The following is a 16,738-nucleotide window of genomic DNA, read 5'->3' on the forward strand; positions in this document are numbered from 1 at the left end:
CGCTCCAGGGCGGCGGCATTGTCAGTCGGCGCAGCCGGTCGACGAGGCCGCCGGGACTGCGGCGACTCGCCCCGGCCTCGGGACTCTTCCGCACGGAAGCGGTGGCTCGATCTCCGACGTCGACAACCATCGATGGTTGTTTACGTTAGGGTTCTTTTTAGAGCCAGTCCATAACTTTGCTGTAATCATTCGAAACTTTTGGCTCGTCCGTTAAAAGTTCACGGCCGTTCGGCCGCGCGCCGCCCGGCGCCTCGTTAGCCTGGAAACGTGGATCCCCGCGCCGTCGAGCAGCCCACGGTCCACGTCGGCCGGCAGGTGATCTTCGACCAGTACGGTGAGGTCTTCGCCTGCGAGCTGCTCTTCCGGGGTGCGCCGGCGCAGGTCACCAGCCTGTTCGTCAGGACGTTCACCGACTTCGGGCTGCCTGAGCTGGTCGGCAACCGCCCCTGCCTCGTCACCGTGCCCCGGGACTTCCTCGTCGGCGATCTGCCGATGCCGTTCGACCCCGGTCAGGTGATCCTCGAGGTCGTCGTGGCCGCCGACCTCGACGACGCCGTCCTCACGGGCATCGAAGCGCTCGCCGCCGGCGGGTTCACCATCGCGGTCACCGCCGAGGTAGCGGACTTCTCCGACCGGCTGCTGCCGGTCGCCGCGTACCTGAAGATCAACCTGCCGGGCGCCGCGGAGAGCGTGATGGACCTCGCGCGCACCTGCCATGAGCGCCACCCTCACCTCCGGCTGATCGCCGCGCAGCTGGAGACCGAGGCGCAGAAACACCGGGCGCCGGCCCTGGGGTTCAGCCTGTTCCAGGGCAGCGTGCTCGGTCGTCCGCACGTCGTGTCGATGGCGGAACTCTCCCCGGCCCGGCTGAGCCGCCTGCGGCTCGTCAGTGTGCTCGCCGCTGCCGAGGTCGACTTCGACGAGGCCGTCTCGCTCATCCCCGGCGACCCCGCCCTGACCTACCGGCTGCTGCAAGCCAGCAACGCCGCGGCGTCCGGCCTGCCCGCGCGGGTGTCGTCGGTACGCGAGGCCGCGGTGCTGCTCGGCCTGCCCACCATCCGGCACTGGGTGACCCTCATGCTGCTCAGCGACCTGTCCAAGGCCCGGGAGGAGCAGCTGATCCCGACGATGATCCGGGCCCGCATGTGCCAGAGCGTGGCCGAGCAGGCCGGTCTGCCCGGCGACGCGGCCTTCTGCGTCGGGCTGCTCGCCGGGATCGCCGAACTCATCGGGCAGTCCCGGCCCGCCCTCGCCCAGCAGTTGCCCCTCACCGACGAGGTCAACGATGCGCTCGCCGACGGCGCCGGCCCGTTGGGGCATCTGCTGGCCGCGGTCCGGGACTACGAGACCGGCGACCCGTCCGGCCTCGCCGAGCTGGTCGACCCCGGTGCTGCCGTGCACGCGTACCTGGCCGCGACGGCGTGGTGCAACCAGGTCATGGGCGCCGCGGGCCCGGTCGAGCGGCAGACCTCGGCGCGCCGCCCGCGCATCGCCCGGTAGGGCGCCTCACCAGTTGCTGCCGACCGCCAGGGCAAAGGTGGCGGTTGCATCGGCGACGTCGACCTCGCGCATCTGCAGTGGGCCGCCGGTCTCGGTGAGACCGGCGTTGCTCGCCCGGCCGGCGAAGAACGGCGCAAAACCCGCGTCCTGGATCAGACGGCTCGCCGCACCCCGTGCATCACGGTGGTCGGTGCAGATGAATTCGGCCAGCAACGGATCCCGGCCCCGGCGCCGCTTCAGCACGGTCGTCGGGAAGGTGTTGAAAGCCTTGACCCAGTGGGCATCCGGCGCCCACGCCGACAACGTCTCGATGCCGCTGAGATCGTCGGGAACCGCACGCTGGTAGCCGTCGGTCTCGCTCCAGACGACGGGATTGGTCGCATCGAGCACCGGCTTGCCCGTCAGGGCGCCGGCGGTGAGGTCGATCAGATCGTGCGCGGTCGCCCACTCCGGGGCGAAGAGCACAACGTCGCCGAAGGCGGCGGCGTCCGTGACGGTGGCAGTGTTCGTTCCGGCCTGCGAAGAACCGACAACAACGTCGTGACCGGCCTCGGTCCACCACCCGGCCAACGACCCGCTCAGTTCACCAGCGCCGATGATTCCGATTCGCATGAGGAAATTCTGCGCTCGCCGTTCCGCGGTTGTCCGCGAAATGCTTGAACCGGTTCAACTTCGGCTTTGCCCCGGTGCCCTAGGGTGCCTGCGTGCCGAACTTTCCGCGTCCGTCCGCTGCCGAGATCCTCAGTGCCCTGCCGGGCCTTTCCCCGTACGCCAGGAGGGCCGTCATCCTCGACGTGAGCCGTGGGGCGCCCGGGGTTCGCGACAGTTCGATCGGCGGTCCGCTGCTGTGGCCCCGCACCGAGACCTGGCCGAGCTGTTCGTTCCCGGACGAGGTCGAGGAATCAGGTTTTCCCGCGGTGGCGATGGTGCCCGTCGCGCAGATCTTCGCCGCCGACGTGCCGGGACCGTGGTGGCCGGAGGGGTTCGACCTGCTGCAACTCCTGTGGTGCCCGAACACCCACTGGGAAACACCGGGCAACCAGGCGGAGGTCAGCCCGATCGTCGAGCTGAGATGGCGTCGCGCCGCCGACGTGCACGACATCCTGGAGACCCCGCCCCAGCCGGCGCGTTACGACGTGGACGACTGCTACACGCTCACACCGTGCTCGTTCACCACCGAGGAGCTCATCGACTTCCCGTACTACGAGGAACTGCCCGAGGCGTTGCGGCCGCCGCTGCAGAAGCTGATCGAGCAGCACAGCCCTCCCGGCACCCGCGGGGACGTCATCACCTGCCTGCCCGGCTGGAAAGTCGGCGGCTGGCCCACCTGGCGCCTGAACGAGCCCCGCCCCATCGACTGCGAGGTCTGCGGCACCGCGATGGTCCTGCTCTTCACCATCGCCAGCGACGACACGGTGGGCACGAACGTCGGCCGCTTCGGCGAGCTGCGGATCTTCGTCTGCCCCGACCACCCCGGGGAGTTCGAGGCGGACCAGCACTAGGAAGCCTCCCGCCGCAGGCTAGGTTGCTCGGATGAGTCTTCTGGATGATGTGGCGAAACGTGACGGCTGGCGATGCTGGGTCTGCGACGAGCCCGTCGACGCCGACATGTCGGTGAACGACCCGCGAGGTCCCAGCGTCGACAGCCGGACCGCCGACAAGAAGGCCAAGGTCACCGAACGGCTCGCCCACCGGGCCTGCAACACCCGCAAGGGTGCGGTCAAGGTCGTCATTGCCTGGCCGGACCGGCTGCAGGTGGTGGAGCCGGCGCCGCTGATCACCGTGGCCGACCGTCTCGAGCGCAAGGGCGGGCGCGAGCTGGTCGCCCGCTGCCCGAGCAGGAAGGACGCGCAGGAGGCGGCGGACTGGCTGGTCGACCGGTTCTCGCGGCTCGCACCCGGGCTGCCGGTGACCGCCAGCGTCGAGCCGGGCGGCGGCCAGTTCCTCGTCGCGCTGGCTACCGGCCGCCGCTGACCGACAGTTCTTCTTGGTTAAGAACGTCTTGACTGAGAACATCTTGGCTCGTATGGTTTTGGCATGCCACCGATCCCTGAACCCGTTCCCTGGGCACAGCCGCTGCCCGAGGCTTCTCCACCGGCGGGGATGACCCTCCATCACCTGCCGACCGGCACCTACGTGACCCGTGCGGCCCTGGCCTTCAGGGGCGGGTCGTTCGGCGACAAACGGCACTTCGCCTCGTCGGCGGTGCTGGTGCAGCACCCGGCGGGCGACCTGCTGATCGATGCCGGGTTCGGCACCGGCGTCGCCGACCACATCGCGATGCTGCCCCGGTTCGTGCGCGCCCCGTACGAGACGGGCCCGACGGTCAGCAGCCAGCTGGACACCGCCGGATATGACCGCAGCCGGCTGCTCGGTGTGCTGCCGACCCACTCGCACTGGGACCACGTCAGCGGCCTCGACGGCCTGCCCGGCACTCCGATCTGGATGAACGCCAACGAACGGGGATACGCGGCCACCGACCCGGACGGCAAGGTCTTCCGCAGCGTGTCGCAGGGCCACGAGATCCACGAGTACGGGTTCGCCGACCGGCCCTACCTGGGCTTCGCGTCGAGCTACGACGTGCACGGCGACGGCTCCGTGGTCATCGCCCTCGCCGGCGGCCACACCACCGGCTCGGTCATCGTCTTCGTCACCCTGCCCACCGGTACGCGGTACGCGTTCATCGGCGACCTCACCTGGCAGATCGACGGCATCCGCCGGCGCGTCGAACGCCCCTGGCTGCTGAGCAAACTCGCCGACAGCGATCGTGAACAGCTCCGGCAAGGTCTCCAGCACGTGATCGCCGTCGAGGGGCTGATGCAGGTCGTGCCCGCCCACGATCTCGGTGCCTATCAGGGGATCCCGCTGCTGTCCGACGGCCCGTCCCTGCGTACGGGATGAGCGCCCGCGCCGAAGCCGGGCGTGAGGTCTACGCCCGCAATTTCGGGGTGGAACCCGCCGAGGCCGAACGCATCATGAACGAGCGCGCCGGCGCTGTGTACACGCAGGAGGCGTTCGAAGCCGCCGGTGGCCCCGGCTGGCAGGGCCAGAACCTGACCGACCGCGACCGCAGCATCGCCGTCATCGCCGCGCTCGTCGCCCAGAACGTGACCGACGTACGCCTGTCCACCTATCTAGCGCTGGCCCGCCGCACCGGACTGGACGAGCAGGCCCTCACCGAACTGATGGTGCTGCTCACCGCCTACCTCGGGCAGCCGTACACCTCGCTGGCGATGGAAGCGGTCCGCCGCTCGGCCGTCGCCGGCACCCCCGACCGGAAGGAAACCTGACATGCCGACCAGGAACAGCGCACTGTGGGCCGCGGTACTGATGGCGGGAAGTGTCGCCGGGCCGGCTTTCGCAGCCCCCGCACAATCGCGGACGGCCCAGCAGCAGGCGACCTGGAACGTCGAGGTGCCGTCGCCGGAATCGCGGTCGGAGGTCGGTGTCGCCGCGCTCAACGGCCGCGTCTACGTCGTCGGCGGTGGTGTGGAACGCGCCGGCGCCGAACCGCAGTTCGCGTCCGATCTGGTGACCAGCTACGACCCGCGTACCGGGCGCTGGGCGAACCACGCGCCGCTGCCGCGCGAGCTGTCCCACGTCGGTGTCGCCGCCCTCAACGGCAAGCTGTACGCCTTCGGCGGTTTCACGAACGTCGTGCACATCGATCCGCAGCCCCTGGCGTACGAGTTCGATCCCCGGCGGGAGCGGTGGACCCGCCTGCCCGACCTGCCGGCCCGGCTCGGATCCGTCAGCGTCGCAGCGGTCGACGGCAAGCTGCACCTGATCGGCGGCCGCGATTCCCGCCGGATCGAGACCATCCCGGGAGTGCCGTTCGAGCTCGGCTTCGGCACCGTCCGCAGCCACTTCGTCTTCGACCCCGGACGCCGTACGTGGTCGACGGCCCCGCAGCTGCCGGCCGAATCACGGGACCACGCCGGCATCGCCGTCCTCGGCCATCGCCTCCACGTCATCGGCGGCCGCGTGGAGGACGTCGACCAGAACCTCGCCCGCCACGACGTCTACGACACCCGGTCCCGTCGCTGGACCAGGGCCGCAACCCTGCCGGTGCCACGGTCCGCCGGCGCCGTGGTTGTCCTCGGCGGCCGCATCGTCTACGCCGGCGGCGAGTGCGGGCCGGGCGGCGAGACCTTCGACGACGTGACCGTCTACAACCCGCGGACCGACCGCTGGTCGACGGTCGCCTCGATGCCCCTCGGCGGCCGCCACGGCCTCGGCGCGGCGCAGGTCGCCGGACGGGCGTACTACATCGCCGGAGCACCGACCTGCGGCGGCGGCTCCAGCGTGGACACGCTCGAACTCGAACTGCGGTAGCCGCCTTACAGGCAGGACCCCGGGTCCTCGCTGTCGCCGATGATGGCGAACAACATCCGGCGCAGCGACATGATGTGGTCCTGACTGAAGCCATCGAGCACCGAAGCCTCGGCTGCGGCGCTGGTCTCGGCCACCTTCGCCCGCAAGGCCTCACCGCTCTCGGTGATCTCCGGAATCCGCAGGCGCCGGTCCTGCGGAGCGCTGAGCCGAATCACCAGGCTCCTCTGCTCGAGCCGGTCGAGCTGGCTCATCAGCGTCGACTTGTCCAGGCTCAAGGCCTTGCCCAGCTCCCCCTGGGTGAGGCCAGGAGTCTTGTGAAGGGCACTCAGCACGATGTATTCACGCAGGGTGAGGCCGTGTTTTGCGGCCTGCTCACCGGTGACGTTGTGCATGTGCTGAGCCGCCCGGTGCAGCAGCCAGGTGAGCTCGGAATCAAGCGACGGACTGGGACCTCGAACGTCTGCGCTTTGTGCCGTCATGGTCATCTCCCTGGAGAACCCGATCGCTAAACCTATCAGACAAGAAGTTCTCACACAAGAACTTCTGGCTTCAGAGATCTGCAGGCCCCTACCCTGTCCACATCCCCGACGCCGACCTGCTGGATCTGACCCAGCGCCTCGAGCAGGTGAGGCTGCCGGAGCCCGGGACCGATCCCTCGCAAGGCGTCCCCCTGGACCGGTTGCGGGCACTGCTCGAGGCCTGGCGCGGCCACGACTGGCGCAAGCTGGAAGAACGGTTCAACACGATCGGTCACCACCGGGCACACATCGACGGCCTGGACATCGCGTTCTGGCACGTGCGGTCGCCCGAGCCGTCGGCCGTACCGCTGCTGCTGACCCACGGCTGGCCCGGGTCCGTGCTGGAGTTCGAGGATCTGATCGGTCCGTTGACCGATCCGGTCGCGCACGGCGGTTCGGCCGAGGACGCCTTCCACGTGGTGATTCCGTCGCTGCCGGGGTACGGGTTCAGCGGACGCCCGGCTGAAACCGGTTGGGGACTTGCCCGGACCGCGCGGGCCTGGACCACGTTGATGACCGAACTGGGCTACTCGCGGTTCGCCGCGCACGGCGGCGACTGGGGCGCTTTTGTCACCATCGAGCTCGCCACCCAGGTGCCCGAGCGTCTGGTGGGCCTGCACCTGACGATGCCCGTCGCATCCCCCCTTCCCGAGGATCGCCAGAGCGCCGACCCCAGGGAGCAGGCGATGATGGCCCAGCGCGATCAGTTCGTGTTCCTGGACGGCACCCACTCGATCGTTCTCGGTGCCAAACCGCAGACGATGGGCTATTCGCTGCTGGACTCGCCGGCCGGGCTGGCCGCCTGGCTGGGTGAGAGGATGATCGCGTTCGCGGACGACGACGGGGTACCGCTGCAACGGCAGGTGGACAACATCGCGCTGTACTGGTTCACCCGCACCGGAGCTTCCAGTTCTCGGTGGTACTGGGAGGCCCGGCGCGACACACCGCTCGGCGCGGAGGCGGAGAACGCCCGTCCGGTCGAGGTTCCCACGGCGTGTTCGCTGTTCCCGGGCGAGCCGTATCCGATCGCCCGGCGATGGGCCGAGCGCCGGTTCCGCAAACTGATCAGCTGGAACGAGATGGAACGGGGTGGCCACTTCCCGGGCTGGGAACAGCCTGCGGTACTGGTCACGGAGATCAGAAACGCGTTCCGGGACCATGGGCGCACCTGATTGTCGAGCTGGGTGTTCGACCCGGGTCGATGCAGCAGTTCCATCGGCTGATCCGGATCGGGCAGGGACGGGCGCGCAGGTTGCGGGGTTCGGGTTTGCTGGAGGGTGGCCCCGGACCCGCGACGATCGGATGTTCCAGCATGGATGAGGATCTCACCCGGCTCGCCGCCGAGGTCAGGGAGCGGGAGTTGCTCGGGCCGCGCAAGGCCGGGATCACCGCCGCCATCAAGCAGCTCACCTCGGAGCTCGCCGAGCTCGGCCGCCGCCACACGATCGAGCAGCGTGACGTCGAGCGGCTGGAGAACTTCTCGCTGACCCGGTTGCTGGCCGACCTGCGCGGTTCGCGGGACGAGGCGCTGGCGCGGGAGCGGGCCGAGGCGGAGACCGCGCGGTACAGGTTGGCGCAGGCGCAGGACCGGCTCGGAGCGCTCACCGCCCAGCTCGCTCAGGTCGAGGCGCGGCTGGTGGCGACCTCGACGGCGCCGGCGACGTACGCGGGGTTGCTCGAGGAGAAGGAGCGGCAGGTGCGGGCGAGTGGCGCCGGGTCGGCCGGGCGGTTGACCGAGCTGGCCGGGGAGCGGGGCCGGCTCACCGCCGAGCTTGCGGAGCTGACCGAGGCGGAGGGTGCCGCACGGGCCGCGGCGCAGGCGCTGGGCGAGGCCAACCAGCTGCTCGAGTCGGCGCATGGTTGGTCGACCGCCGACACGTTTCTCGGTGGTGGGGGACTGAGCAGCATGATCAAGCACAGCCGGTTGGACGACGCTGCGGCGCGGGCCGCCGAGGCGGACCGGCGGCTGGCGGTGCTGCGGGCCGAGTTGCGTGACGTGGACTCGGCGCTGCCGTCGCTGGCCGCTCAGCTCGAGCTCGGTGGTTTCACGCGCTTCGCGGATGTGTGGCTCGACAACATCTTCACCGACCTGTCCGTGCGGGGGCAGATCAAGGACGGGCTCGGCCGGCTCGGGGACGCCGCGCAGCAGGTCGGGCGGATCCGTGCCGCGCTGGCCGCCCGGATCGTGGAGAACCGCACCCGGATCGCTGAGCTGGAACGTGAACGCTCGGCGTTGCTGGCGCCCTAGCGAAGCTTGATCTCGGGGCCGCGGCGGGCGACGGCGGCCGTGGCGCAGTTCGAGCCGGTGACCGGCAGCTTGGTGGGGGCGATCGTGCCCTTGTCGCCGCCGATCTCGGTCAGGCGGCCCTCGGCGTAGGTGAAGAAGCTGCGGAACCACTCCCGACGCGCCCGCGGGTTCGTGACGTCGTTGCTCCAATAGGTCTGGACGAAGATCGGCTTCTTCCGGGACAGAGCGCAGCCCCAGGCCGAGCCGTACGCGGCCGCGCCGCCGGAGGCGATGTCCGCCACCGCGTCGTTCAGTGTCACCGGGCGCAGCCGCCGGTCCGTGCCGACGGCGAGGATCGCCTGGTGCAGGGTGCTCGATCCGAGTCCGGTGGCGACGAGGGCCTGGGCGCGGGGGTCGGGACCCAGGTGGACCACGGCCGCCACGTCGAAGAGGTCGACCCCTTCGATGCCGGGCCAGCGTGCGACCGGGGTCTCCAGCTGGTGGAAGGTGCCGTCGTCGAGGTAGGCGGCGGCGCCGGTGCGTTTTGCGTCGACGTCGATGCCCGGTCCGGGGGAGGGCGGGCGCCAGGTGAGCAGCCGGTCCGGCCGGCCGTTGCCGTCCAGGTCGAGCTTGACGGCCTGTACGCAGATCCGCCCGGCCGGCAGGCCCGGTGGCGGCCAGACGCCCGACGGCAGCGGGTTGCAGGGGATGGTGTCGTCGAACAGCCGTGCCTCCGGCAGGCGCATCGCGTCGTCGTAGGTCATCACCCGCCCGGGCCGCACGGTGACCGTCGTGTCGAGCGCCCCGGTCAGCGCGCCGGGCAGGGCGAGGAGGCCGGCGATCTCGCTGCGCGCGAACGCCATCAGCTTGTCCAGGCCGAGCAGCACGTCGAGCCGCTTGCCGAAGAACTTCTTGAGGCTGTCGAAAGCGCCTTTCCCGACTTTCACGAACGTGTCGAGGACCAGCCGGGCGATCTTGTCCTTGCAGTCCCAGACGGCTTTGCGGACCGCCTTGGCGACGTCGTGGCTGTCGTTCCACTCGTTGACGCCGACGCCCGCGCAGTCGGCCCAGCCGGCGCCTTCGAACGCCGCGTCGAGCTTCTTCCGCGCCTGCGGGTTGTCGGTCGACTCGTCGAGCATGGCGATCTCGACGATCTGGCGCATGAGGGCGATGAAGTAGATGCTCCAGTCCAGCTCACCGCGGATCTCGGCGTCCTCGCCCGCCCCGAACGCCACTTTCAGGCTGCGGTCGGGCAGCACGATGGCGCCTCCGGGGCGGCGGTGCTGCTGCAGCACTCCCTGCAGCATCGGGTTCAGGCGGTAGTCGGTGGTGGTCTCGGTGAAGCCCGCGGGCAGGTCGAAGACGATCGGCAGCTCGGTGTTGTTGATCCACTCCAGCTCGTACGAGCCGTCGTCCATGATCTGCTGGCACAGTTTCGCCGGGCCGACGATGAGGTCGGAGCGTACGGCTGCGGGCACCAGGACCCGGCCGGCGTCGCAGCCCAGGGCGCGCGGTTCGCCGTACATCAGGCTGACGATGCTGCCGCCGGTGGTCCGCTTGAGTCGTTCGGTGACGCTCTGGTCGTACCGGAGGCGGTCGGGGTCGGTGACCGCGAGCATCCACCGGGAGAAGTGTTCGGTCGAGGCGCTGACGGTGTGTTTCCCGGTGTCGAGGGTGTTGCCGGCCGGCAGCCAGATGCCCAGATCCTCGACGAAGGTGTAGACCGCCAGCTCGGCCGGGTCCGGGACCGCGGCGGGGTCGTAGGTCATCGTGATGGTGGCCGTGCCCTCGAGGGCACGGGGTGTCTCGACCTCCACCGGGCTGGCGAGCGCCCGCGTCCCCGGCGGGAGCGTGGCGGGCGCCGCGGCGGGCAGGGCGGAGATCCTGGGTTCGCCGGCCTCGGCCGGGACGGTCACGGTCGTGGGTGCGGCGCCGCCGTCGTGGAAGGTCGCCGTCCGGTCGCCCTCGCCGAAGAGCGAGCACCCGGCGCCGGAGACCAGGACGGCGGCGAGGGCCCCGGCGAGCAGGCGGCGGCTGGCGGGCATGCCTCCACCAGATCATCCGGTACGCCCGCAGCACCATCCCCGAATCAGGGGTCCCCGAACGGCTCAACCCGTACCGGATCCGGCCGATTGTCGCCGGCATGGGAGCGGACCTGGTCGAGATGCAGCGGGGCTTCGCCGCGAACGCGGCAGACACTGAGCGTGCGGTGACCGAGGCCGTCGCCGGCCGGCGTTCGCGGGGCGGCACGATGGTCGCGCTGTCCAGCCCGGGCGCCCGGAGCGTGGTGCTGGCCCAGGTCCGGCGGGACGGTTTCGACGAGGTTGCCGTGGTCGGTACGCCCGACGTGGCCGTGTGCACCGCACTGGGCTTCACGCTGCACGGGTTCGGCGACTGGGTGAAGACCTCCCCGCACGACGCCGACGTGTGGCCCGGTGACGCCGCCGTGGCCGCCGCCGCGCTGGCCACCGACATCGACCTCACCCGTGTCGGCATCGCCTGGTGTGACGGCCTGCACGACGGCCACGACGTGGTCCGCGCCCGCCGGGTCCTGCTCGGCTACTTCGGGGCGGGCCGTCAGCGGTTCACGCTCCCGCCGAAGATCGACCAGGAGCGCCTGCTCAGCTACGACCGCGACGGCCGCCTGGCCCGCGCGGTGATCGCGATCAGCCGGCCGTCGCGGCTGGAACTGACGTCGCTGCGCCACCTCGAGGAGTGCGGGATCCGCACGGCCGCCGACTTCGTGGGTGCCCAGGTCGACTACCTGTCCGTACGCCGCACCGCCTACGTCATCCGTCGTGACGGCACACCGCTGCAGATCCGTGGCATCGGCGCGGACCGGGCTCTGGGCCTGTCCGCCTGGCGGCAGTGGATCGACGCCGGCCGCGCCCCGGTCTTCGGCTGACCCTCACGCGGCCCGGGCGAACCCGACCGTGATCGTCAGGCCCCCGCCGGGCCGTGCGGTGGTGGTGAGCGGGGCGTGGTGCGCGACGGCAACGGCCTGGACGATCGCGAGGCCGAGACCGTAGCCGTCGTGGCCACTACGCCGGTCGGGCGCGAGCCGCTGGAACGGCTGGAAGAGGCGCTCGATCTGGTCGCCGGGCACGACCGGACCACTGTTGGTGACGGTGAGGGTGGCCTGCGCGCCGGAGGTCCGGACGCTGAGCTCCACGTCCCCGCCGGGGTGGTTGTGGCGCAGGGCGTTGTCGAGGAGGTTGGCGACCAGGCTCTCGATCAGCCCGGGGTCGCCGGCCGTCACCGCGGGCGCCAGGTCCCCGGTGAGGGTGATACCGCGCTGCGCGGCCCGGTCCCGGCGGGACTCGAGGACCGCCGAGGTCAGCCGGGCCAGGTCGACGACGTCGGTGCGGGCGAGGCCACGTTCGCTGACGGCCAGCGCGAGCAGCGCCTGGACCAGCCGTTCCTGCTGCCCGCCGAGCGCGAGGGCCTCCTGGCAGGCCGTACGCAGGGTGCCGGCGTCCGCCTCGGGGTCGGCCAGGGTGACCTCGAGGAGGGTTCTGAGGCCGGCCAGCGGTGTACGCAGCTCGTGGGAGGCGTTGGCGACGAAGTGCCGCTGGGCGTCGAAGGAGGCGTCGAGGCGGGCGAACAGGTCGTCGAGGACGGCTCCCAGCTCGGTCAGTTCGTCGGCGGGCTCGCCGAGGCCGAGACGCCGGTGCAGGCTCCCGGCGGAGATCACCCGGGCGGTGGTGGTGATGGCCTGCAGCGGCCGGAGGAACCGTCCCGCGATGAACCACCCCACCGCGAGCGCGAGCGGGACGAGCACGGCGATCGCGACCGCCGAGCTGACGAGCAGCTGGTGCGGCCCGATTCCGGACCCGGTGCCGGTGATCGTGCGCGGTCCCGCGCTGTCGACCTCGACGGTCGACTCGATGCCCGCCAGGGGCAGGGCGACGACGGCGAGGATCACGATCCCGGCGGCGAACGTGACCGTGGCGTACGACAGCGCGAGCCGGACCCGCAGCGGCGCGGTCACGACGACCCGATCCGGTAGCCGCCCTCGCGGACGGTGTGGATCACCGGTGGGTCGCCGAGCTTGGCGCGCAGGCGGTGCATGGTGTGCTTGACCGCGGACGTGAAGGGATCCGCCGCCTCGTCCCAGACGCGGTCGAGGAGCTCCTCGGCGGACAGGACCAGCCCGGGTGTGCCGAGCAGACATTCGAGCAGCGCGAACTCCTTCGGGCTGAGTTCGAGACGCCGGCCCGCGCGCGACGCCACCCGGCGGGCCGGATCCAGGCTGATGTCCTCGCACGACAGCACGGGTGGAAGCGGCGGGGTCGCCCGGCGGGCCAGGGCGCGGACGCGGGCGACCAGTTCGGCGAAGGCGAACGGCTTGGGCAGATAGTCGTCCGCGCCGAGGCCGAGCCCTTCGACACGGTCCTCGAGCGTGCCGGCGGCGGTCAGCATCAGCACCCGGGTGTCGCTGCGGGCGCCGGCGAGCCGCCGGCAGATCTCGTCACCGTGGACGCCGGGCAGGTCACGGTCGAGGATCACCACCTCGAAACGCGTGACGGCCAGGCGTTCGAGGGCGTCGGTCCCGTCCAGCACGACGTCGACGGCCATCCCCTCCCGGCGCAGCCCGGTCCCGATCGAACGGGCGAGGATCTCGAAGTCCTCGACGACAAGAACCCTCATCGTGCCGGGTGTGATCGATGTGCCATGGGCCCCACGATGCCAGGTCCGGGGTCGCAGCCGGGTCGCAGCGACGGCGACCGGGCTGCGACCGGACGCCGCGTACAACCGTCGGCATGAGTTCACTGACGATCACCGGGCTGCGCAAGCGGTACGGCAGGACCCTGGCCCTCGACGGCATGACCTTCACCGTCCGGCCGGGTGTGGTGACCGGTTTTGCCGGACCGAACGGCGCCGGGAAGTCCACCACGATGCGGGTGGTCCTCGGCCTGGACGCGGTCGAGGAGGGCACTGCACTGATCGGGGGAAAGCCCTACCGCAGCCTCCGGTACCCGCTGAGACACGTCGGTTCCCTGCTGGACGCCGCGGCCCTGCACCCGGCGCGCAGTGCCCGCAATCACCTGCTCTGGCTCGCCCGGTCACAGGGGCTGGGTGCGCGGCGGGTCGACGAGGTGCTCGAGCTGGCCGGCCTGACCACGGTGGCCCGGCGCAGGGTCGGCGGCTTCTCGCTCGGCATGCGGCAGCGCCTCGGGATCGCCGCGGCCCTGCTGGGTGACCCGCCGATCGTCATGCTCGACGAGCCCTTCAACGGCATGGACCCCGACGGCATCATCTGGATGCGGGGTTTCCTGCGGTCGCTGGCCGCGCAGGGCCGCGCCGTGCTGGTGTCCAGCCACCTGATGCACGAGGTGCAGGGCACCGCCGATCATCTGGTCGTGGCCGGACGTGGCCGGGTCATCGCCGACGCCGGAGTGGCCGACCTGATCGCGGCCGCCTCCACCGGACGCACCGCGCGGGCCACCCTGGAGGACGTCTACCTGGAGCTGACCCGCGACGCGGTCGAGTTCGGCCGGGTGTCACGGTGATGCGTCTCGTGCGGACGGAATGGATCAAGTTCCGCACGGTCCGGGGCTGGACGGCCGGCCTGGTGGTGGCGGGGCTGATGGTGGTGCTCGTCGCGCTGCTCGCCGGGGTCAGCAGCGATCAGCGGGGTGCACCACCCGTACCGGTCGGACCCGGCGGTGAGCCGGTGACCGACAGCTTCTCGTTCGTGCGCCGGTCGCTGACCGGCGACGGCAGCATCTCCGTCTCGGTCGCCGGCCTGACGACCGGCGTCCCGTGGGCGAAGGCAGGGCTCATCGTCAAGCAGAGCACCCGCCCGGGCTCGCCCTACGCCGCGATCATGGTCACCGGCAGCCACGGCGTGCGCATGCAGCACAACTACGTCAACGACACGGCCGGTCCTGTTCCGGCCGGTCCCGTGCGCCGGCTGCGGCTCGACCGCTCGGGTGACACGGTCACCGGGTACGCCTCCGCCGACGGCACACACTGGACCGAGGTCGGCGCCGTGGAGCTGGAGCTCGGGCCGGCCGCGCAGGGCGGGCTGTTCGTCGCCTCCCCGCCCGTGGTGGAGGGCCTGGGCACGATCGGCACCGTGTCCACCGCGACCTTCACGGACCTGCGTACCTCGGGCAGCTGGTCCGGTGACGCCTGGGCGGGGGAGCAGGTGGGAGCACGGTCCGCCACCTTCGCCGGCTACCCGCAGGACACCTCCGCCTCGTTCGAGGAGACCGGCGGCGGCTTCACCGTCACCGGCGCCGGGGACATCGCGCCCGCGGTCCGGGAGACCCTGCCGACCGGCGGCACCGTCAAGGACCTCCTCACCGGTACGTTCGCCGCGCTGATCGCGGTGAGCGTCGTGGCGGCGCTGTCCGTCACCACGGAGTACCGGACGAGCCTGATGCACGTCACGCTGGCCGCCGCACCGCGGCGCGGCCGGGTCCTGCTGGCCAAAGCGGTCGTGCTGGGCGGTGTCACCTTCGCCACCGGGCTGGTGGGAGCGGTGGCGGCCGTGCCGCTGGGCGAACGGCTCGCCCGGTCCAACGGCGTGTACCTCTTCCCGGTCACGGACTCCACCGGGCTGCGCGTGGCGCTCGGAACCGCGGTGCTGCTCGCCGCGGCCTCGGTCCTGGCCCTCAGCGCCGGGGTCATCTTCCGGAGAAGTGCCGTCGCGGTCACCACCGTGCTCGTGGCCCTCGTGCTGCCGTACCTCCTGGTCGCCAACCCGTTCATGCCCGTGGGCGCGGCGAACTGGCTGACCCGGGTGACCCCCGCGGCAGCCTTCGCGGTCCAGCAGACGCTGGTGGAGTATCCGCAGGTCAGCAGCATCTACAAGCCGTACAACGGCTACTGGCCGCTGGGGCCCTGGGCCGGGCTGGCCGTGCTGGTCGCGTACGCGGTGGCCGGTCTGGGTGTGGCCGCCGTCGTGCTGACGAGGAGGGATGCGTGAGAGCCGCCCTGCGCGCGGAGTGGACCAAGCTCTGGACCGTCGCCGGTCCGTGCGGGCTGCTGCTCGGCCTGATCGTGGCGACGATCGGGCTCAGCGCCGCGGCGGGCGCGGTGGTGACCTGCGCGTCCGCCGGTTGCGACCCGCTCGGGCCGGGCCTGGTCGGTGTCCGGCTCGGTCAGGCGCCGGCCGCCGTCTTGGCCGTGCTGATGATCAGCGGCGAGTACAGCTCGGGCCTGATCCGCACGACCCTGACGGCGGTGCCGCGCCGGCCGGTCGTTCTCGCGGCCAAGGCGGTCGTCCTCGCCGGGGTTGTCGCCGTCGCCGCGACCATCGCGGTCCTCGGATCCCTGGCGGCGGCGGGGACCACCGCCCGCCCGGGCGACGGGACGACACTGCGGGTGACCGGCGGGTCGATCCTCTACCTGGTCCTGATCGCGCTGCTCGGCCTGGGTGTCGCCGCCGTCGTGCGGGACTCCGCGACCAGCGTCGGGGTGATCCTCGGGCTGGTGTACCTCTTCCCGGTCATCGCCCAGGTGATCGGCGATCCGCACTGGCAGCGTGTGCTGCAGCGGATCGCACCGATGAGCGCCGGGCTCACCGTTCAGGCCACCGGTGACCTCGGCGGCCTGCCGCTGAGTCCCTGGGCCGGTCTTGCCGTCACGGCCGGGTGGGCCGCTGCCGCGCTGGTGGCAGGGGGTCTGGTCCTCCACTTCCGTGACGCCTGAGTGGCAGAGGGTAGGTTTCCCGGTCATGACTACCGAGCAGCCGCGCAACCTGGTGCACCGGATCGGCATCGACCCCGATCCGGCCTGGGACGGATCCGACGAGGACAACGGCGTGCTGGTCGTGGAGCTCTCCTGGCCGCCGGATCCGCTGGCCGGGCGCCCACCGCAGCTCGTCGCCACTCCCGAGCTGGTGGCGCTCATGGCGGAGGCCGGGTTCACCGGGTACCGCACCGGCGAGGTCCGCGCGACGTACGACGAGGATGCCTTTGACGTCGAGGACGGTGCGGCACCGCCGCCGCTGGTGAGCTTCATGGTCGGTGACGACACGGGGGCTGACTTCGCCTACTGGCCGGGTGAGGGTCTGACGGTCACCGAGCGGGCGCTCATCCTGCTGCAGGCCCACTGCCAGAACCTCCGGGTGAGCCCCCGGCCGTAGCGGCCGATCTTCACCCGGAAGGTTCACCCACCCCGATCGGGGGAGCGAGATCAGGGGCCT

Annotated in this window: 18 protein-coding genes; 13 read left to right on the forward strand and 5 right to left on the reverse strand. The window is 71.2% G+C overall.

Translation table 11 applies throughout. The annotated features are described in order from the left end of the window. The first annotated feature begins 267 nt into the window (after positions 1-267). Positions 268-1,500 (forward strand): EAL and HDOD domain-containing protein, encoded by a 1,233-nt coding sequence (locus tag AFR_RS15070; protein ID WP_023361338.1) that lies wholly within the window; start codon positions 268-270, stop codon positions 1,498-1,500. Positions 1,501-1,506: 6 nt separating this feature from the next. Here the strand turns inward: AFR_RS15070 and AFR_RS15075 are convergent, their stop codons facing one another. Then, positions 1,507-2,112, reverse strand: coding sequence for an NADPH-dependent F420 reductase (locus AFR_RS15075; RefSeq protein WP_023361339.1), 606 nt, complete (start codon positions 2,110-2,112; stop codon positions 1,507-1,509). Positions 2,113-2,204: 92 nt separating this feature from the next. Between AFR_RS15075 and AFR_RS15080 the strand changes: the two genes are divergently transcribed. The 5 genes from AFR_RS15080 (at position 2,205) to AFR_RS15100 (ending at position 5,835) form a co-directional block, all read left to right on the forward strand. Continuing rightward, a complete protein-coding gene (locus AFR_RS15080) occupies positions 2,205-3,002 on the forward strand; it encodes a hypothetical protein (RefSeq protein WP_023361340.1) in 798 nt (265 codons plus the stop codon). Positions 3,003-3,033: 31 nt separating this feature from the next. Beyond that, positions 3,034-3,474 carry a hypothetical protein gene (locus AFR_RS15085; protein WP_041840880.1) on the forward strand — a complete coding sequence of 147 codons (441 nt, stop codon included), beginning with the start codon at positions 3,034-3,036 and terminating at the stop codon, positions 3,472-3,474. 63 nt (positions 3,475-3,537) lie between these two features. Continuing rightward, a complete protein-coding gene (locus tag AFR_RS15090) occupies positions 3,538-4,401 on the forward strand; it encodes an MBL fold metallo-hydrolase (protein ID WP_041840881.1) in 864 nt (287 codons plus the stop codon). Continuing rightward, positions 4,398-4,790 carry a carboxymuconolactone decarboxylase family protein gene (locus tag AFR_RS15095; protein ID WP_023361343.1) on the forward strand — a complete coding sequence of 131 codons (393 nt, stop codon included), beginning with the start codon at positions 4,398-4,400 and terminating at the stop codon, positions 4,788-4,790. The genes AFR_RS15090 and AFR_RS15095 overlap by 4 nt, the downstream gene beginning before the upstream one ends. A gap of 1 nt (position 4,791) precedes the next feature. Further along, entirely contained in the window at positions 4,792-5,835 is a 1,044-nt protein-coding gene (locus tag AFR_RS15100; protein ID WP_023361344.1) for a Kelch repeat-containing protein, read from the forward strand. A 5-nt stretch (positions 5,836-5,840) separates the two neighbouring features. Here the strand turns inward: AFR_RS15100 and AFR_RS15105 are convergent, their stop codons facing one another. After that, the gene (locus AFR_RS15105) at positions 5,841-6,320 is read right to left on the reverse strand and encodes a MarR family winged helix-turn-helix transcriptional regulator (RefSeq protein WP_238547284.1); all 480 of its coding nucleotides are present in this window, start codon (positions 6,318-6,320) and stop codon (positions 5,841-5,843) included. Here AFR_RS15105 and AFR_RS15110 point away from each other — a divergent pair. Then, positions 6,305-7,525 (forward strand): epoxide hydrolase family protein, encoded by a 1,221-nt coding sequence (locus tag AFR_RS15110; RefSeq protein ID WP_084298041.1) that lies wholly within the window; start codon positions 6,305-6,307, stop codon positions 7,523-7,525. The genes AFR_RS15105 and AFR_RS15110 overlap by 16 nt on opposite strands. Positions 7,526-7,665: 140 nt before the next feature. After that, complete coding sequence (locus tag AFR_RS15115; RefSeq protein ID WP_023361347.1) at positions 7,666-8,601, forward strand: hypothetical protein; 936 nt, start codon at positions 7,666-7,668, stop codon at positions 8,599-8,601. Here AFR_RS15115 and AFR_RS15120 read toward each other — a convergent pair. Beyond that, positions 8,598-10,625, reverse strand: coding sequence for a hypothetical protein (locus AFR_RS15120; protein ID WP_023361348.1), 2,028 nt, complete (start codon positions 10,623-10,625; stop codon positions 8,598-8,600). The genes AFR_RS15115 and AFR_RS15120 overlap by 4 nt on opposite strands. A gap of 98 nt (positions 10,626-10,723) precedes the next feature. On the opposite strand from AFR_RS15120, the gene AFR_RS15125 reads away from it, so the two are divergent. Then, positions 10,724-11,485 carry a hypothetical protein gene (locus AFR_RS15125; RefSeq protein ID WP_023361349.1) on the forward strand — a complete coding sequence of 254 codons (762 nt, stop codon included), beginning with the start codon at positions 10,724-10,726 and terminating at the stop codon, positions 11,483-11,485. A 3-nt stretch (positions 11,486-11,488) separates the two neighbouring features. Here AFR_RS15125 and AFR_RS15130 read toward each other — a convergent pair whose 3' ends face one another. Beyond that, entirely contained in the window at positions 11,489-12,571 is a 1,083-nt protein-coding gene (locus tag AFR_RS15130; RefSeq protein WP_023361350.1) for a sensor histidine kinase, read from the reverse strand. Further along, entirely contained in the window at positions 12,568-13,230 is a 663-nt protein-coding gene (locus AFR_RS15135) for a response regulator transcription factor (protein ID WP_023361351.1), read from the reverse strand. Before AFR_RS15135 ends, AFR_RS15130 begins: the two co-directional genes overlap by 4 nt. Positions 13,231-13,343: 113 nt before the next feature. On the opposite strand from AFR_RS15135, the gene AFR_RS15140 reads away from it, so the two are divergent. Genes AFR_RS15140 through AFR_RS15155 form a run of 4 tightly spaced genes read left to right on the forward strand, consistent with a single transcriptional unit; the run spans position 13,344 to position 16,678 of the window. Then, positions 13,344-14,093, forward strand: a complete 750-nt coding sequence (locus tag AFR_RS15140) for an ABC transporter ATP-binding protein (RefSeq protein ID WP_023361352.1) — start codon at positions 13,344-13,346, stop codon at positions 14,091-14,093. Further along, positions 14,093-15,517 (forward strand): DUF1349 domain-containing protein, encoded by a 1,425-nt coding sequence (locus AFR_RS15145; protein WP_023361353.1) that lies wholly within the window; start codon positions 14,093-14,095, stop codon positions 15,515-15,517. Before AFR_RS15140 ends, AFR_RS15145 begins: the two co-directional genes overlap by 1 nt. Next, positions 15,514-16,242, forward strand: coding sequence for an ABC transporter permease subunit (locus AFR_RS15150; RefSeq protein WP_023361354.1), 729 nt, complete (start codon positions 15,514-15,516; stop codon positions 16,240-16,242). Before AFR_RS15145 ends, AFR_RS15150 begins: the two co-directional genes overlap by 4 nt. A 25-nt stretch (positions 16,243-16,267) precedes the next feature. Continuing rightward, positions 16,268-16,678, forward strand: coding sequence for a hypothetical protein (locus AFR_RS15155; protein ID WP_023361355.1), 411 nt, complete (start codon positions 16,268-16,270; stop codon positions 16,676-16,678). Positions 16,679-16,738: the final 60 nt, after the last annotated feature.

Source organism: Amorphoplanes friuliensis DSM 7358, from assembly GCF_000494755.1.
GTDB lineage: Bacteria > Actinomycetota > Actinomycetes > Mycobacteriales > Micromonosporaceae > Actinoplanes > Actinoplanes friuliensis.

Excerpts from the sequence above, each read along its gene's own strand:
- AFR_RS15075 (WP_023361339.1), bottom strand. The coding sequence starts at position 2,112 with ATGCGAATCGGAATCATCGGCGCTGGTGAACTGAGCGGGTCGTTGGCC.
- AFR_RS15085 (WP_041840880.1), top strand. The coding sequence starts at position 3,034 with ATGAGTCTTCTGGATGATGTGGCGAAACGTGACGGCTGGCGATGCTGG.
- AFR_RS15090 (WP_041840881.1), top strand. The coding sequence starts at position 3,538 with ATGCCACCGATCCCTGAACCCGTTCCCTGGGCACAGCCGCTGCCCGAG.
- AFR_RS15095 (WP_023361343.1), top strand. The coding sequence starts at position 4,398 with ATGAGCGCCCGCGCCGAAGCCGGGCGTGAGGTCTACGCCCGCAATTTC.
- AFR_RS15100 (WP_023361344.1), top strand. The coding sequence starts at position 4,792 with ATGCCGACCAGGAACAGCGCACTGTGGGCCGCGGTACTGATGGCGGGA.
- AFR_RS15105 (WP_238547284.1), bottom strand. The coding sequence starts at position 6,320 with ATGACCATGACGGCACAAAGCGCAGACGTTCGAGGTCCCAGTCCGTCG.
- AFR_RS15115 (WP_023361347.1), top strand. The coding sequence starts at position 7,666 with ATGGATGAGGATCTCACCCGGCTCGCCGCCGAGGTCAGGGAGCGGGAG.
- AFR_RS15120 (WP_023361348.1), bottom strand. The coding sequence starts at position 10,625 with ATGCCCGCCAGCCGCCGCCTGCTCGCCGGGGCCCTCGCCGCCGTCCTG.
- AFR_RS15125 (WP_023361349.1), top strand. The coding sequence starts at position 10,724 with ATGGGAGCGGACCTGGTCGAGATGCAGCGGGGCTTCGCCGCGAACGCG.
- AFR_RS15135 (WP_023361351.1), bottom strand. The coding sequence starts at position 13,230 with ATGAGGGTTCTTGTCGTCGAGGACTTCGAGATCCTCGCCCGTTCGATC.
- AFR_RS15140 (WP_023361352.1), top strand. The coding sequence starts at position 13,344 with ATGAGTTCACTGACGATCACCGGGCTGCGCAAGCGGTACGGCAGGACC.
- AFR_RS15145 (WP_023361353.1), top strand. The coding sequence starts at position 14,093 with ATGCGTCTCGTGCGGACGGAATGGATCAAGTTCCGCACGGTCCGGGGC.
- AFR_RS15155 (WP_023361355.1), top strand. The coding sequence starts at position 16,268 with ATGACTACCGAGCAGCCGCGCAACCTGGTGCACCGGATCGGCATCGAC.